The sequence below is a fragment of the Rhizobium sp. NZLR8 genome, from assembly GCF_019685025.1.
In the GTDB taxonomy this organism is placed as follows: domain Bacteria; phylum Pseudomonadota; class Alphaproteobacteria; order Rhizobiales; family Rhizobiaceae; genus Rhizobium.
In genome coordinates this window covers 231,687-246,314 of record NZ_JABDVY010000003.1, presented here as the reverse complement: position 1 = coordinate 246,314, position 14,628 = coordinate 231,687, and the positions used below count along the sequence as shown (strand labels likewise).

Below are 14,628 nucleotides of genomic sequence, written 5' to 3'. Positions count from 1 at the left end.
TTCTCCCTCTCTGTTGTTCGGGTTCCACCGTCGGACCACCCTGGCCAAACGGCTCAGGTGTTCTCAATAGCCCATATCGCCACTTCCGGCTGCAGGGGCAGAGTCTCTTGCGGGGATGTCGGCGATCATCACCTCGGCGGTGATCAGAAGTGCTGCAATCGAGCCGGCGTCCTGCAGAGCCGTACGCACGACCTTGGCGGGATCGACGATGCCGGCCTCGATCATATCGACATAGGTCTCCGTCTGTGCGTCGAAGCCGTGATTGTAATCATTGCTGCCGGCGAGTTTTCCGACGACGATCGAGCCCTCGAACCCTGCATTGTCGGCGATCTGCCGGATCGGGGCCTCGAGCGCCCTGAGCACGATCGAGATGCCGGCTGTCACGTCGGCGTTCTCCCCGGTCAGTCCCGTTAGCGCCGACTTCGCGCGCAACAGTGCCACGCCGCCGCCGGGCACGATGCCCTCTTCGACCGCGGCACGAGTGGCGTTCAGCGCGTCATCGATGCGGTCCTTCTTTTCCTTGACCTCCGTCTCGGTCGCGCCGCCGACGCGGATGACCGCAACGCCACCGGCGAGTTTCGCCAGCCGTTCCTGCAGTTCTTCCTTGTCGTAGTCGGAGGTGGTCTCGTCGATCTGCGCCTTGATCTGCTGGATGCGGGCCTGGATGGCCGCTTTCTCGCCGGAACCGTCGATGATCGTGGTGCTATCCTTTTCGATCAGCACGCGTTTGGCGCGGCCGAGCATATCGAGCGTGACGTTCTCAAGCTTGATGCCTAGATCCTCGGAAATCATCTGGCCGGCCGTGAGCACGGCAATGTCTTCCAGCATGGCCTTGCGGCGGTCGCCGAAGCCTGGCGCCTTGACGGCCGCGACCTTCAACCCGCCGCGCAGCTTGTTGACGACCAACGTCGCCAGTGCGTCGCCTTCGACGTCCTCCGAGATGAGCAGAAGCGGTTTGCCGGTCTGCACGACGGCCTCCAGGATCGGGAGCATCGACTGCAAGCTGCCGAGTTTCTTCTCGTAAACGACGATGTAGGGCTCCTCCAGCTCCACGCGCATCTTCTCGGCATTGGTCACGAAATAGGGCGAGAGATAGCCACGGTCGAACTGCATGCCCTCAACGACGTCGAGTTCGGTCTTGAGATACGGATCGGAATGCGATCGATCAGGCGGCTTTTTGAGAGGCCTCTCCGATCTTTTCGACAATGCCCATGATGTCGGTTTCCTTCATGATCAGAAGGGTTTCGTCATCGATCGTGACCTCCGTCCCCGACCATTTTCCGAACAGAATGAGATCACCGACCTTAACGTCGAGCGGGACCAGATTGCCGTTTTTGTCGCGCAGGCCGGGGCCGACCGCGACCACTTCGCCTTGCTGCGGCTTCTCCTTAGCGGCGTCTGGAATGATGATCCCGCCCTTGGATTTGACATCGCCTTCCGCACGTCGAATGACGACGCGGTCGTGAAGTGAACGGAATTTCATAGAGATCTTTCTGCTGCCGGCGCTTATGGCGGCTGCAGCCTATAAATAACTCTCGTGGCACTCGATTGATAGGAGTGCCAAGAAATAATGTTCGCGCGGGAAATTTTTTGAAAAATTCATGAAATCAATCCGACGGGATATTTTGTAATAATCAGGAAATGGATAGAATTTTTCAAGCCATCGCGCTCCATTTATCTGGGTGAGCGAAGAGTTAATTTAGCGTTTTTCATAGATAATTCTGAATTTATCTTGATTTAAACTCAATCGAGGCGCAATGATTGGCCTCGTCGATTTGGCCGATTTGGCTTCGCGGTGTCAGAGACCTACGACCCGCCATCACCACTGAATTCTCGATGCGATCTATACGTCGTTCCGGCGTTGATTTCGCCTATTCCGATCCGGAATGAGCTCGGCGCTGACCGCGGATGTACCGGCAGCCTCGAGGTCGTCCGGTTCGGATCCCAACGATACAGGAAACGCATCGATGTATTCCTGCGGAGGCCTCAGCCGTGACAAGTCGCACCACACAAACGGTCGTCCGCTTTTCGTCTCCATTCCGCCTGCCCGGTTTCGACGGGGCGCAGCCAGCTGGAGAATACCGCGTCGATCATGATGAGGAATTGATCGATAGCGTTTCCAGGCTTGCCTGGCGACGGGTCGGCGCCTTTATCCACCTGCCGGCGATCGCCGGGCAGAGTTCGACGCAGCAGATGGTGCCAATCCACCTGTCAGATCTCGAAAGCGCACTCGAAAAGGACCACAAACCGTCATGACCGCTACCCGCATCCCGCAACGCAATGGACGCTCAATCCGACGCGAGGAAGCAACACATATCTTCAAGGTGGGGCAGCCTGTCCGGTTGAAGGCCAGGTTCTTAGGAGTCCCCTCCAAGCTCCCCGACACATACCGCATTACCGCCACGCTGCCTCTGAGAGGAAATGTGCTGCAATACCGCATCCGCAGTGACGATGAACGTCATGAGCGGGTCGCGACGGAAGATAGCCTGGAACCGGTAAACCTATCGCCCGCCGGCAGCGGCGCAACACTGATCGAGAGGACGTTTGGCAATGGCCCGAATGACGAAAGGTTGACATCGTGAACAGCCATGAAGACGAAGCCGAACGAAGACGGAATGCCTTTGCCGTCTGCACATGGGAAAGCAAATGTGGTGCGCACGGCCGCTACTCCATGGAGATCGAACACGACCGCCGGATCGAATCCGCCCGTTCGTGGACCGTCTATCGTGTCTCTGCGAGCGTTCCAGTGCACGCCGACCATGTCATGATCGGCAAGAGCCGTTCGGAGGCCAGGAGAGACATGATGTCCTTCAATCTTCTCAGCATAGGATATCGGAAGGAATGGCTGAGGCTGTCGGACGCCGCCCGGAGTGCTTGTGAGATCCCGCCGGTTCAACCATGGCGCTAGCTTTTCTGAGCCAAAGCCGCAGCTTCGATTCGGTGAGAAATGCTGTGCGCTTTGTCGGCCATGACGGCATGTTCCAGGTATTGTTCTTCATCGAGGCTGGCGCGCTGGCGAAATCCGACGCTGCATTGCAAAGAACCGAGCCTTCGGAAACGAGGTGGCTTTCGTCTTTCGACGCCCTGCGCAACTCGATTCAGCACGTGGCACACAAAGCCTATTCCTGCCGCCGCCGCGCCTTCTACACTCCAACTGCGGCGGAGAACGTTCCATGTTGATCCGTTACGGCTATGAAATGACGCTGACCTGCCCGCAGCCGACCGCATTGGTGTGTCTGTTGTCGGTTCATGAGGATCGTGCGGCCGACATCAGAATTCCGGAAACGGTATTCACCACGCCCGATGTTGCCACTTCGACTTATCGCGACCTCTTCGGCAACCGCTGTCTTCGGCTGGTTGCCCCAGCGGGCGACCTGACCATATGGGGCGATGCGACGATCGAAGACGACGGCAAACCGGACAGGTCGCTGCTAGGCGCCAGGGAAATCCCGGTTTCGGAGTTGCCGGATGATTGCCTCGTCTACCTGATGGGCAGCCGCTATTGCGAGACGGATCGTCTCAGTCAAATCGCGTGGGATATGTTCGGCACCGTCTCATCCGGCTGGGGCCGCGTTCAGGCGATCTGCGACTTCGTTCACGGCTATATCCAATTCGACTACATGCGGGCGCGATCGACGCGGACAGCCTTCGAGGCGTTCCACGAACGTGTCGGCGTCTGTCGCGACTTTGCGCATCTCGCGGTGGCGTTGTGCCGTTGCCTCAACATTCCTGCGCGATATATCAATGGCCATCTCGGCGACATCGGTATTCCCGTCGTCGATCCGATGGACTTCAGCGCCTGGATCGAGGTCTTCCTTGATGGCGCATGGCATACATTTGATCCGCGCAACAACACGCCGCGGATCGGTCGTATCATCGTCGCGCGCGGGCGCGACGCCGCCGACATACCGCTCATCAATTCCTTCGGACCGCATGTGCTGAAGGCGTTTCGAGTCTGGACCTATGAGGTGACGAACCTGCAGCACATGCAAAGCGTCGCTGAGGGCGCCGTTTAGAACGAGACCTGGGCGGATGCGGCAATGTCCAGCCACAGGCTTTGCCGCAGGCGGAAGGCGCGGCCGGAATGGTCGACCGCAAGCGCAGTTTTGCGCGACATGCTTTGAGACAGCGGTTGAAAGATTTTAGCGTCGAGCCATCTTGGGTGTGAGCAGTCCTTTGGGGATTAGCAGAAGATAGGGGGTTCGCAGTCCATGTTCGATCATATCTCCATCGGCGTAAAAGACCTGGAAAGAGCCCGCCGTTTCTATGATGCGGCACTGGCGCCGCTCGGATATGAGCGCCTATCCAATTCCGACAAGATGATCGGCTACGGCCCGGAACAGGTCGGGCTCTGGGTGATGCAGGTCGAGCAACCGGTTGTTGCCGATATGCGATCCGGGCTGCATTTCTGCTTCGTCGCGCCGAACGAGGCGGCGGTCGATGCCTTTTACGCGGCCGCAGTCGCATCCGGCGGCACCGACAATGGCGAACCGGGTATCCGGCCGGATTATGGACGCTTTTATTACGCCGCGTTCATCATCGACCCGGATGGCTACCGCCTCGAAGCCTATTTCCACAAAGGCGAGCTATAATAGGGATCAGCATTTTATTTTTACGCAATTCCAGACGGAAAACCGCTTCGCACTTTTCCTGGAATTGCTTAGGCCGCCGCTCTGATGATCGAGACGCGGCAGCCGGAGGCTACGAGCGCCTCGCCGGCGACGTCGAGGAACAGGCGGCGGAACCAGCGCGCCCGGCCGTCGGCCTGGTCGACCCGGCGGTAGAGCATGGTCACCGGATCGGCCGGCAGCGAAAGCGGCGGCGCTGAGATGGTCAGCCCATGCAGTTGCGCCATGCAGCGACCGATCGATTCCGGCACGATGGCGATGGCGGGCATCGCCCGCAACGCCGTCGGCAGGGCGGAAAAGCGCGGCACCGTCGCCACCACACGCCTGACATGGCCGGTGCGGCTCAGTGCGGTGTCGATGCTGGTCGAGGCATTGCCTTCGAACGAGACGGTGAGATGGGCGACAGTGGCGAAATCCTCAAGGCTCAGCGGCGCCTCCAGTCGGAGTTGAGCGTCATCGTAAATGCAGATCGAGGCCTGGTCGAACAGCGGCGCGCGGATGTGCCAGGAGGCCGGTTCGTCATGCACGGAAACGCTGAAGTCGAAGACCCCCTCGTCCAACCGGCGGGCGGCATCGCGCTTTTCGGACGCGATGCCGATCAGCCGGGCGCCCGGCGAAAGCTGGAGAAGACGGGCGGCAAGCGGGCCGAAGAAAGCTGATTCGAGATTGTCGCACATGCCGATGCGGAACTCGCCCTGCCAGCTTGCCGGATCAAACTCGGCCTGCGGGCGGATGGCGCGTTCGATGCCCGATAGCGCATCCTCGATCGCCGGGGCAATGGAAAGGGCGCGCGGTGTCGGCTGCAGACCGCGGCCGACACGCACGAAGAGTTCGTCATCCAGCGCCTCGCGCAGGCGCCGCAAAGCGGCCGACAGGCCTGGCTGGCCAAGCAGCAGGCGCTCGGCGGCGCGGCTGACATTGCGCTCCTGCATCAGCACCGAAAAGGCCAGCAAAAGGTTCAGATCGATTTTTCGAAGCGTAGCATCATTCATCATCGTGAGTAATACCTGGCATGGCTACTATCAATTTGCAATAGGTTAGGAAGCTGTACATTTTCTCGTTCCCTGCCGTCCGCGCAACCTCCCTCGACGAGGCGGCAGCAAAGAAGGAACGATTTCGATGACACTTTCCAAATCGAAAGGCGGAGCGGGGCTGGCATTGCTGCTGCTCTGTGCCGCCAACTTTCTCGACGCCATGGACGTCTCCACCATCGGTGTCGCGCTGCCCGCCATCCAGGCCGAACTCGGCATGGAGGCGACATCGCTGCAATGGGCCGTCAGCGCGTATGTGCTCGGCTATGGCGGCTTTCTACTGCTCGGCGGCCGGGTTGCCGACGTCTTCGGCCACCGCCGCGTCTTCCTGTGGTCGCTGGCGATTTTTGCCGCCGCCAGCATCGCCGGCGGCTTTGTCGACAGCGGGCCGACGCTGATTGGTGCCCGATTGATCAAGGGCATTGCCGCCGCCTTCACCGCGCCTGCCGCCCTTGCGCTGCTGCTCTCCGTCTTCGGCGAGGGGAAGGCGCGGGCAAAAGCGCTTGGGGTCTTCGCCTCCACCGGCGCCACCGGCTTCGTGCTCGGCATGGTCCTCGGCGGTGCGGCGACGATCTTCAGTTGGCGGGCGACGCTCGTCATGGGCGCGCCGGTTGCCATCCTGACGCTCTTTCTTGCGCCGCTGGCGCTGCCGGCCGACCCGAAAAGAACGGGACCGCGGCCCGCCTTCGACTGGGCCGGCGCGCTGACGATCACCCCCGGCCTGTTGCTCTTCGTCTTCGGCATCACCAATGCCGCTGCCGCCGGCTGGCAGGCTTTTGCGACCTGGGGTTCGCTCGTCGCGTCGCTGGCGCTGATCCTGCTCTTCCTGCTGGTCGAAGCGCGCCATGCCGATCCGATGGTGCCGCTTGGCATGTTCCGCCGGGCGAAACTCCGGCATGCCAATGCGATCGCCGCCCTCTTCCAGGGGTCCTATGTCGGCTTCCAGTTCCTGGCGACGCTCTATTACCAGAACGTCATCGGCTGGTCGGCCTTCACCACCGGCTTCTGCTTTGCGCTTGGCGGCGTCTTCGTGATGTTCCTGGCGCCACGTTTTGCGACACTCGCGCAAAATCGCGGCGCCACCGGCCTGATGGCGGCGGGTGTCGGCCTGCAGGCCTTCAGCTATATTTTGTGGGTAACCGCACTCGGACATGTCGACCCGATCCTGCTTGTGCTGTTCTCACAAATCCCGCTCGGCCTCGGTTACGCCCTGACCTACCCTTCAGTGCAGGTCGCAGCCCTTTCCGACGTGGAGGATGACAAGTCGGGGCTTGCCTCTGGACTGCTCTTCGCTTCTTTCCAGATCGGCGGCGGCATCGTGCTCGCAGCCGCCTCGGCAGTGTTCGGTGCCGCACCGCATTTCGGCTGGGATCCTTATGTCGCCGGCATCGCCTTCGTCGCGCTGCTCGCGGTCGCGATTACCCTGCTTGCAGCCGCCGGTCCGCGGACATCGGCCGCCCGGACGTCGGCCTATCAGGCGGCGGAATGACCGTTGCGCCCGCACCCTGATCGGTGCGGGCTCTTCATAAGACAAAGCGAATATTAGCAGCAGAATCCCGTTGCCTTGCTCCGGCGAAAGGCGCATGGTCTCGCCTTCGGCAGCCATTGTACGGGCGCTGCCGACTGAGGGTTTTCATACCTTCGCCCCGATGAAAGGAGGACCTATGTCTTCCACTTCCGAAAAGTCACATCTGACCTCGTCCGATCTCGACATGCTTCAGGGCGTGCTCGACGACGCCGGTTATGACGCCAGAATCCTGATCGAGGACCAACGGGTCTTCAACGTCGCCGCCGTGCTTTTGATCAGATTGTTCGAGGAGGGTGTCACCTCGCCGGCCATGCTCTCACGGGCGCTCGAATACCATTTCGGCAAGCCGAAGGCACCGCCGAAACCGGTCGTCCCGGTCTGTAACCGATATGCGATACAGGGATTGCCCCGCGAAAAACGTGCCGCCGTCTAATGCCCCGCGCGTCTTTCAGACGCTCCAAGGACGCTCTATCACTTTGAAACTGCGCATAACCGAGCTGCCCGGCTCCGAAGGATTATTGTGCGAAAAACCCTGTTGCTCTGTATCTGCGTCGTAGCGGCCGGTTATTTTGGATGAGTGCAGTTCGGGGCTTACCAACAACGACAGCATGCCGAGGAACTTGCAGAGATTGACAGGGAGCGCCGGGTGGCGCTCCTCGAAGCGGACGGTTGCCAGGCGCGGCTGGACCTGCTTTTGTCGATGACCGACCGCCTGCTCAAGGCCGGCGGCATGCAAGTACCTGTCGATATCGGGCGGGATAGAGACCTTTGCCTGGCCCGTGGCATCATGTCGGCATCAGGCCGAGCGGAAATGGAAAGAACCAAGCTGATCCGCCTGTTTCCCATCAATGATTAAGCCCTGTGGAAATATGGCTTTCTTGCGGCAATGGCCTTAATGGCACCGTAATTTCAGTGTAAGAAGATGGCTCGCTGATCTGGCCGATGTGGCATTTGCGGTGACCGGATTCCGGCCCCGCCATTTTCCTGATCGCGAAGCATGGTGACGTCCCGTCTCAACGTCGGGTTTGGCTTTTGGTGACCTCTCAGGTCATCCGCCTCCAGACTTCGATGCGGTTTCAGCAGGCATCATTTCATTCAATTCCTGCGGCCCGGCGTTGTCGGGTCGCCCTCATGACGACCCCGCGATCTCCGGTCGCGACCGACAAGTGGGCGAACACCGCGCAGGCTGCGGCTTTCAGTTTTCGATCAAACGGGAGATTTATCCATGGCAAAAGGACAGGTAAGAAGCAATCGTGAGGTCCGGAAGCCGAAGAAGGACAAGCAGGCGGCTAAGACGGAAAGCACATTCGCCAACCAGATGAAGACGGCGACCACGACCGCCCCGCAGGGCAGTGCTCCAAAGAAATAGACGCTCTCATCGAGCCCCCACGCACATACAGCGGAAATCAGGATCGATTTGCGCACAAAATCATGTGTGATTTGAAGGTGATGGCGCGTTCTATCGGCCGCGCCGCGCGCCGGCGTGACATTATCGCCATTGACATGTTTTCAGAAAAACGGGAAGTGCTGCAGCCATGACCTCTTTTCATACAATGTACCGTTTCGACTATCCGCTCTTTCTCATTCGCTCGGCTGTGGTGATCGCACTCGGCCTTTCGAGTATCGCGGCCTTTCATGGCGCTATTCTGTGATCGAATCCGCGCGCCGCAACGAGAGCGAGGAAATGCAAGTGGCCCCTTTGGCCGAACCCGCCGCAACCTTGGAACCCTCCGCGGGCCACAACGAGCTTTTTGCTGAAAAGCGCTGGTTGAAGATTCTTGCCGGATATCGCCAGCCGAGAGCCGGACGTAGCGCTTTCGAGCTTGCCGTCACCGTCGTCCCCTTCGCGCTGTTTTGGGCTGCCGCATGGGCCTCGGTTCATTACAGCTTCTGGCCCGGCCTGATCCTGGTCGTTCCCGCCGCCGCTTTTCTGCTGCGGCTGTTCATGATCCAGCATGATTGCGGCCATGGCTCGTTTTTCGCGCGCCGCGGCGTCGACGACTGGGTTGGGCGCACGATCGGCGTCCTGACGCTGACGCCTTACGACTATTGGCGCCGGGCGCATGCGGAACACCACGCCTCGGCCGGGAACCTGGACGAGCGCGGCGTCGGCGACATCGAAACGCTGACGATCGCCGAATACAATGCGCTGTCGCGCTGGGGCCGTCTTGGCTATCGGCTTTACCGGCACCCGATCGTGATGTTCGGGATCGGGCCGGCATGGCTGTTCCTCATCAAGCAGCGCCTGCCTTTCGGCATGATGCGCTCCGGCGCTCTGCCCTGGGTCTCGACCATGGCGACCAATCTTGCCATCGCACTGGTCGCAGCGCTGCTGATCTGGGCCGTCGGGATCGTCCCCTTCCTCCTGGTGCATCTGCCGACCGTCCTTCTGGCCGGTGCTGCCGGTGTCTGGCTGTTCTACGTCCAGCATCAATTCGAGGAAACCCATTGGTCGAAGGATCCGGACTGGCAGTTCCAGCATGCCGCCCTCCACGGCGCCTCGCATTACGACCTGCCGCCGGTGCTGCGCTGGATTACCGGCAATATCGGCATCCACCACGTGCATCATCTGTCGAGCCGGGTGCCCTATTACCGGCTGCCGGAGGTGCTGCGAGACCATCCTGAGCTTGCCGACCTCGGCCGGATCACGCTCATGGAAAGCCTGCGTTGCGTCAAGCTTGTGCTGTGGGACGAACAGACCAAACGGCTGGTGTCGTTTCGCGATGCGGCGCGGCTCGCAGCCGCGCGGTAATCAGAGGCCTTAAAGCGCGTTGCATCAAATTTGATTGATGCAACGCGCTTGATCCTTTGTTTTAGGCAGGTCGTTATTCCGGAACTGCTGCACACTTCCTGATGACATGCATTAGCGATAGCCGGTCACGTCCGCCGGCTTGCCCGGCTCCTGCACTTCCACCATGTAGCGCCAGCAATCCGGCCGCGAGCCGTCGATGTCATCGAAGCCGTAGACCTTGGCCAGTCCACCGCTCGACAGCGACTGGCCGTTCCAGCGGGCGCGGTCGGGATCGGCGGCGATGGCCGCCACCGCGCGGCCGACGAAGCGCGGGGTTTCGGAAATGGCGAAATGCGGCTGCGTCTTCGTCGCCTCGCGCCAGTTCTCCTCTCGAACACCAAAAGCATCCAGCATCATTTCGGAGCGCAGCCAGCCAGGCGTGATTGAAACTGCAGTGGCGCCGCGTTTTGCCAAATCCTGAGCATGCGCCCAGGCCATGCGAGTGACACCCGTTTTGACGAGGTCATAGAAGGGCGACAGCCGGTAATGGCTGGCGTTGTATTCGGCCGTGCCATCGGTCATCTCCACCAGCAGTCCACCCGGCCGTTCGATCATCAGCGGCAGGGCGTAGTGGGCGGTGATCAGATGTGTTTCGATGCCGAGCCGCAGCATGCGCAGGCCGTTGTCCAGCGAATGCTCCCAGACTGCCTTGTCCCATTCGAACAGCTTCTCGCCGCCCCAGATGTCGTTGACGAGAATATCGAGCTTGCCGGTCTCCGCCCGGATGCGGGCCACCAGCGCCTCGACCTCAGCCACAACGAGATGGTCGACCTGCACGGCAATGCCCCTGCCGCCCGCAGCCGTTACCAGTTCGGCCGTCTCCTCGATCGTCTCCGGTCGCGCATATTCGGATTGCCGGGTGCGCGTCGTGCGTCCTGTTACGTAGACGGTGGCGCCGACAGCACCGAGTTCCACCGCGATGCCGCGGCCGGCGCCGCGCGTTGCGCCTGCCACCAAAGCCACTTTCTCCCGCAGGTTCGCTGTCACTTCTCCATCCTCCACGCTAGAACTCAAAAAAAGCCGATTGTATATAAACGAACGTTCGTTCATAAATAGAGCGAATGCAAGAGGAATTTCATGCCGCGCCGCCGCACGCTTTCCGATGAACAGCTTCTCGCCATGGTGCTGGCGCTGATCCATGCCGAGGGGCCGGATGCGGCAACTTTTGCTGCAGTGGCCAAAGCCAGCGGCCTTTCCGGCTCGACGCTGGTGCAGCGGTTTGCGACGAAGGCGGCGATGCTGCGTGCAGCGCTGCTATACGCCTGGGACGGGCTGGATGCGGAAACGACGCGGCTTGCCGAGAGCGTGCCGAAAACCCCGGAAGGCGCGATCGCCCTACTTGTCGGCCTGTCGCTGGATTACGGCGACAATGCCGCCGCCTATGGCGAGGGACTGCTGGTGCTTCGTGAAGACTTTCGTGATTCGGTGCTGCGCGCCCGCGGGGCCACCTGGGGAAAAGCGCTGACGGTGGCGGTCGCTCGCTGTTTCGGATCGGCAACCGCGCCGGAGACGATCGCCCGGCTGATGCTGTCGCAATGGCAGGGCTCGCTCACTTGGTGGGGTTTTGGCGCAGACGGGCCGGTGGACGCTTATGTGGAGAGAGAACTGCGGCGTTTCCTCGCGGCGGTAGCCCGCATCTAGAGCATGATGCCGAAAAGTGTGAGCGGTTTTCTTATGACATCATGCTCTAACTCTTTAATTGAGAACAGGATTCAGATTTTAGGCGGGCCTAAAATCATCCTGCTCTAGCTAGGCTTCTTCTTCCTCATCCTTCTCTTCGCCCACGGTCAGCGGCCAGTCGACGACGTAGTCTTCGAGATCGTCGATATCGATCTCATTTTCGTTGATCGTGCGGCCTCGGGCGGAAATGCCGGCGGCATGAACGGTTTCCGGATCGCCGGAGACGAGCGGATGCCACCAGTAGAGGTCGCGGCCTTCGTTGACCAGCCGGTACCCGCAGGTAGGCGGCAGCCAGGCGATATCGGGCACATTCTCCTTGGTCAGCTGCACGCAATCCGGCACGAAATCCCAGCGGTTCTCGTAGCTGGAGCAGCGACAGCTTTGGCCGTCGAGCAGCTTGCAGCTGACCGAGGTGAAATAGATATCGCCGCTATCCCATTCCTCGATCTTGTTGAGACAACAAAGGCCGCAGCCGTCGCAGAGACTTTCCCATTCGGCGACGGTCATTTCGGCCAGTGTCTTGCTCTTCCAGAAGGGCAGATCGTTCATCGTTCGTTTCTTGCAACAGCGGCCCGCAAATTCACGTGACCCCCATCTATCTCTCTTGTTATCAGGCGCAAAATCAATCAATTCTTCAGCATGCTCCTGGTACCGGAGAACTTTCTTCTGGTATCGGAGAGCATTGCGGCCATATGGCGGCCTCGCGCTTTCGTCGCTTTCCGACGGTCGGATATGAGCGAAGCGCGATCAGGCGGGAATACGGGACGTGCAGGATCCGGACAACCCCGAAAAGGGGCCTGAAAATGAACCAGAAAAAGCGGCGGACAAGCGGCCGACGAAGAGCCGTCACATTCTGCTGCGCATCGATTCGTGGATCGATTCGACCGTCTGGAACGCCGGCTTCCGTGCCGCCGAGATCTGGGAAGACATCACCATCTTCTTCCGCCGCTTCCGCGTGCGCGGCTGGAAGCGCATGGTATTCGAACTTGCCGGCGAAGGGCTGACGCTCGGGGCCGCCGGCTCGGTGCTGATGCTGCTGCTTGCCCAGCCCGCCTTCGAGGCGACCAAGGAGGACTGGCGTAACCGCGGCGATTTCGCCGTCACCTTCACCGACCGCTACGGCTACGTCATCGGCCATCGCGGCGTCATCCATCAAAATTCCGTGCCGATCGATGAACTGCCCGATTCCCTGATCAAGTCCGTGCTCGCCACCGAAGACCGGCGCTTCTTCGACCATTTCGGCATCGACGCCATCGGCCTCTTCCGCGCTATGGTCACCAACGCCCAGGCCGGCGAAGTCGTGCAGGGTGGCTCGACGCTGACCCAGCAGTTGGCCAAGAACCTGTTCCTCTCCAACGAACGCTCGATCGACCGCAAGGTCACCGAGGCATTCCTGGCACTTTGGCTCGAGGCAAACCTTTCCAAGAAGGAAATCCTCTCCACCTATCTCGACCGGGCCTATATGGGCGGCGGCACGTTTGGCGCAGCCGCGGCGGCACAGTTCTATTTCGGCAAGAATATCACCGATGTAAACCTCGCCGAATCCGCCATGCTCGCCGGCCTGTTCAAGGCGCCCGCGAAATACGCCCCGCATGTCAACCTGCCGGCAGCGCGTGCGCGCGCCAACGAGGTGCTGACCAATCTCGTGCAGAGCGGGCTGATGACCGAGGGCCAGGTGATTGCCGCCCGGCGCAACCCGGCCACCGTCGTCGACCGCAACGAGGTGGAATCGCCCGACTTCTTCCTAGACTGGGCCTTCGACGAGGTGCAGCGGCTTTCGCCGCGTTTCCACCAGCATTCGCTGATCGTGCGCACGACGATCGACATGGGCATCCAGCAGGCGGCTGAGGATTCAGTCGAAACGTCGCTGCGGGAATATGGCGAGGCCTATCACGCCAAGCAGGGCGCCATGGTGATGATCGAGAATGGCGGCGCCGTGCGCGCCATGGTCGGCGGCCGCGATTACGGCGAGAGCCAGTTCAACCGCGCCACCAGGGCGCTGCGCCAGCCGGGCTCCTCTTTCAAGGTCTATACCTATTCGGTGGCGATGGAGAGCGGGATGACGCCGCAAACGACCATCGTCGACGCGCCGATCTCCTGGGGCAATTGGAGCCCGCATAATTATGCCAACCACTATGCCGGCCGCATAACGCTCGAGACCGCGATCGCCCAGTCGATCAACACCGTGCCGGTGCGGCTCGCCAAGGAAAAACTCGGCATTCAGCCGATCCGGGCGATGGCGAAAAACCTCGGCGTCGAGACGCCGATCCGCGACGACGTCACCATTCCGATCGGCACATCCGAGGTGACGGTGCTCGATCAGGCGACGGCCTATGCCACCTTCCCGGCCGGCGGCTACCAGTCGCGTCGCCACGGCATAACCCAGGTCCTCGATTATGACGGCGACGTGCTCTACGATTTCGACCGTGACGAGCCGGCAGCCAAACGTGTGTTGTCCGAAAAGGCCGACGCCTACATGAACCAGATGCTGTCGCGCGTTCCCTATGTCGGCACGGCGCGCAAGGCAGCCCTCGACAATGGCATTCTGACAGCCGGCAAGACCGGCACGACCCAGGCCTATCGCGACGCCTGGTTCGTCGGGTTCACCGGCAACTATACCTGCGCCGTCTGGTTCGGCAATGACGACTACACCTCGACCAACAACATGACCGGCGGCTCGCTGCCGGCGATGACCTTCAAGCGCGCCATGGACTACGCCCATCAGGGTGTGACGCTGCGGGCCATACCTGGGGTCGAAAATCCCCTGCCCTCGGAAAAGGATCTCGCCAAGACCGCCGCCGCCAAGCCGCAGGATGGATTGCCGCAGCTCATCCGGCCGCGCATGCTCTCGGTTCAGTCGACGAATATCTTGAAAGATCTCGGCAAAAAGCTGAAGGATGCCGTTCCGCTTGCGCCGCAGAAAGTCGCGAGTGTGGAATAGATTCTGGGTGGATGCGGCGCTTTTGTTCG

17 protein-coding genes and 1 pseudogene are annotated in these 14,628 nt (G+C 60.8%); 13 read left to right on the top strand and 5 right to left on the bottom strand.

Annotation, left to right across the window (positions count from 1 at the left end; all coding sequences use genetic code 11):
- Nucleotides 1-63: 63 nt before the first annotated feature.
- Nucleotides 64-1,140 (bottom strand): annotated as a pseudogene (gene groEL / locus HJB89_RS08695) (chaperonin GroEL); the annotation flags it as partial.
- A 25-nt stretch (nt 1,141-1,165) separates the two neighbouring features.
- On the bottom strand, nt 1,166-1,483 hold the full coding sequence (groES, locus tag HJB89_RS08690) for a co-chaperone GroES (RefSeq protein WP_207583534.1): 318 nt from the start codon (nt 1,481-1,483) through the stop codon (nt 1,166-1,168).
- Between the two features lie 509 nt (nt 1,484-1,992).
- Between groES and HJB89_RS08685 the strand changes: the two genes are divergently transcribed.
- The 6 genes from HJB89_RS08685 (at nt 1,993) to HJB89_RS08665 (ending at nt 4,592) form a co-directional block, all read left to right on the top strand.
- The gene (locus HJB89_RS08685; RefSeq protein WP_221149599.1) at nt 1,993-2,256 is read left to right on the top strand and encodes a hypothetical protein; all 264 of its coding nucleotides are present in this window, start codon (nt 1,993-1,995) and stop codon (nt 2,254-2,256) included.
- Nucleotides 2,253-2,582 (top strand): hypothetical protein, encoded by a 330-nt coding sequence (locus tag HJB89_RS08680; RefSeq protein ID WP_221149597.1) that lies wholly within the window; start codon nt 2,253-2,255, stop codon nt 2,580-2,582. The genes HJB89_RS08685 and HJB89_RS08680 overlap by 4 nt, the downstream gene beginning before the upstream one ends.
- On the top strand, nt 2,579-2,908 hold the full coding sequence (locus HJB89_RS33580) for a hypothetical protein (RefSeq protein WP_311043799.1): 330 nt from the start codon (nt 2,579-2,581) through the stop codon (nt 2,906-2,908). Before HJB89_RS08680 ends, HJB89_RS33580 begins: the two co-directional genes overlap by 4 nt.
- A complete protein-coding gene (locus tag HJB89_RS08675; protein ID WP_207583531.1) occupies nt 2,899-3,180 on the top strand; it encodes a DUF1488 domain-containing protein in 282 nt (93 codons plus the stop codon). The genes HJB89_RS33580 and HJB89_RS08675 overlap by 10 nt, the downstream gene beginning before the upstream one ends.
- Complete coding sequence (locus tag HJB89_RS08670; RefSeq protein WP_221149596.1) at nt 3,174-4,016, top strand: transglutaminase family protein; 843 nt, start codon at nt 3,174-3,176, stop codon at nt 4,014-4,016. Before HJB89_RS08675 ends, HJB89_RS08670 begins: the two co-directional genes overlap by 7 nt.
- A gap of 195 nt (nt 4,017-4,211) precedes the next feature.
- Nucleotides 4,212-4,592, top strand: coding sequence for a VOC family protein (locus HJB89_RS08665; RefSeq protein WP_207583529.1), 381 nt, complete (start codon nt 4,212-4,214; stop codon nt 4,590-4,592).
- Between the two features lie 68 nt (nt 4,593-4,660).
- On the opposite strand, the gene HJB89_RS08660 is transcribed toward HJB89_RS08665, so the two are convergent.
- Entirely contained in the window at nt 4,661-5,623 is a 963-nt protein-coding gene (locus HJB89_RS08660) for a LysR family transcriptional regulator (RefSeq protein WP_221149594.1), read from the bottom strand.
- A gap of 124 nt (nt 5,624-5,747) precedes the next feature.
- On the opposite strand from HJB89_RS08660, the gene HJB89_RS08655 reads away from it, so the two are divergent.
- The 5 genes from HJB89_RS08655 (at nt 5,748) to HJB89_RS08635 (ending at nt 9,939) form a co-directional block, all read left to right on the top strand.
- Nucleotides 5,748-7,148 carry an MFS transporter gene (locus HJB89_RS08655; RefSeq protein ID WP_221115331.1) on the top strand — a complete coding sequence of 467 codons (1,401 nt, stop codon included), beginning with the start codon at nt 5,748-5,750 and terminating at the stop codon, nt 7,146-7,148.
- Between the two features lie 94 nt (nt 7,149-7,242).
- Nucleotides 7,243-7,620 carry a hypothetical protein gene (locus HJB89_RS08650; protein WP_207583526.1) on the top strand — a complete coding sequence of 126 codons (378 nt, stop codon included), beginning with the start codon at nt 7,243-7,245 and terminating at the stop codon, nt 7,618-7,620.
- A gap of 144 nt (nt 7,621-7,764) precedes the next feature.
- On the top strand, nt 7,765-8,043 hold the full coding sequence (locus HJB89_RS33160; RefSeq protein WP_311043800.1) for a hypothetical protein: 279 nt from the start codon (nt 7,765-7,767) through the stop codon (nt 8,041-8,043).
- A 369-nt stretch (nt 8,044-8,412) separates the two neighbouring features.
- Complete coding sequence (locus HJB89_RS08640; RefSeq protein WP_204330206.1) at nt 8,413-8,556, top strand: hypothetical protein; 144 nt, start codon at nt 8,413-8,415, stop codon at nt 8,554-8,556.
- A 315-nt stretch (nt 8,557-8,871) separates the two neighbouring features.
- Nucleotides 8,872-9,939, top strand: a complete 1,068-nt coding sequence (locus tag HJB89_RS08635) for a fatty acid desaturase (protein WP_246762734.1) — start codon at nt 8,872-8,874, stop codon at nt 9,937-9,939.
- A gap of 111 nt (nt 9,940-10,050) precedes the next feature.
- Here the strand turns inward: HJB89_RS08635 and HJB89_RS08630 are convergent, their stop codons facing one another.
- A complete protein-coding gene (locus tag HJB89_RS08630; RefSeq protein ID WP_221149592.1) occupies nt 10,051-10,965 on the bottom strand; it encodes an SDR family oxidoreductase in 915 nt (304 codons plus the stop codon).
- 90 nt (nt 10,966-11,055) lie between these two features.
- Between HJB89_RS08630 and HJB89_RS08625 the strand changes: the two genes are divergently transcribed.
- On the top strand, nt 11,056-11,619 hold the full coding sequence (locus HJB89_RS08625) for a TetR family transcriptional regulator (RefSeq protein ID WP_221149590.1): 564 nt from the start codon (nt 11,056-11,058) through the stop codon (nt 11,617-11,619).
- A 108-nt stretch (nt 11,620-11,727) separates the two neighbouring features.
- Here HJB89_RS08625 and HJB89_RS08620 read toward each other — a convergent pair whose 3' ends face one another.
- On the bottom strand, nt 11,728-12,207 hold the full coding sequence (locus HJB89_RS08620) for a YcgN family cysteine cluster protein (protein WP_207583522.1): 480 nt from the start codon (nt 12,205-12,207) through the stop codon (nt 11,728-11,730).
- A 217-nt stretch (nt 12,208-12,424) separates the two neighbouring features.
- Here HJB89_RS08620 and HJB89_RS08615 point away from each other — a divergent pair, with 217 nt between their 5' ends.
- Nucleotides 12,425-14,599, top strand: coding sequence for a transglycosylase domain-containing protein (locus tag HJB89_RS08615; protein WP_207583521.1), 2,175 nt, complete (start codon nt 12,425-12,427; stop codon nt 14,597-14,599).
- The last annotated feature ends 29 nt before the right edge of the window (nt 14,600-14,628 follow it).

Bases quoted from the DNA above. Each gene is read 5' to 3' on its own strand.
- HJB89_RS08675 (WP_207583531.1), top strand. From the start codon at position 2,899: ATGGCGCTAGCTTTTCTGAGCCAAAGCCGCAGCTTCGATTCGGTGAGA.
- HJB89_RS08665 (WP_207583529.1), top strand. From the start codon at position 4,212: ATGTTCGATCATATCTCCATCGGCGTAAAAGACCTGGAAAGAGCCCGC.
- HJB89_RS08680 (WP_221149597.1), top strand. From the start codon at position 2,253: ATGACCGCTACCCGCATCCCGCAACGCAATGGACGCTCAATCCGACGC.
- HJB89_RS08625 (WP_221149590.1), top strand. From the start codon at position 11,056: ATGCCGCGCCGCCGCACGCTTTCCGATGAACAGCTTCTCGCCATGGTG.
- HJB89_RS08640 (WP_204330206.1), top strand. From the start codon at position 8,413: ATGGCAAAAGGACAGGTAAGAAGCAATCGTGAGGTCCGGAAGCCGAAG.
- groES (WP_207583534.1), bottom strand. From the start codon at position 1,483: ATGAAATTCCGTTCACTTCACGACCGCGTCGTCATTCGACGTGCGGAA.
- HJB89_RS08620 (WP_207583522.1), bottom strand. From the start codon at position 12,207: ATGAACGATCTGCCCTTCTGGAAGAGCAAGACACTGGCCGAAATGACC.
- HJB89_RS08660 (WP_221149594.1), bottom strand. From the start codon at position 5,623: ATGATGAATGATGCTACGCTTCGAAAAATCGATCTGAACCTTTTGCTG.
- HJB89_RS08655 (WP_221115331.1), top strand. From the start codon at position 5,748: ATGACACTTTCCAAATCGAAAGGCGGAGCGGGGCTGGCATTGCTGCTG.
- HJB89_RS08650 (WP_207583526.1), top strand. From the start codon at position 7,243: ATGGTCTCGCCTTCGGCAGCCATTGTACGGGCGCTGCCGACTGAGGGT.
- HJB89_RS08670 (WP_221149596.1), top strand. From the start codon at position 3,174: ATGTTGATCCGTTACGGCTATGAAATGACGCTGACCTGCCCGCAGCCG.
- HJB89_RS08635 (WP_246762734.1), top strand. From the start codon at position 8,872: ATGCAAGTGGCCCCTTTGGCCGAACCCGCCGCAACCTTGGAACCCTCC.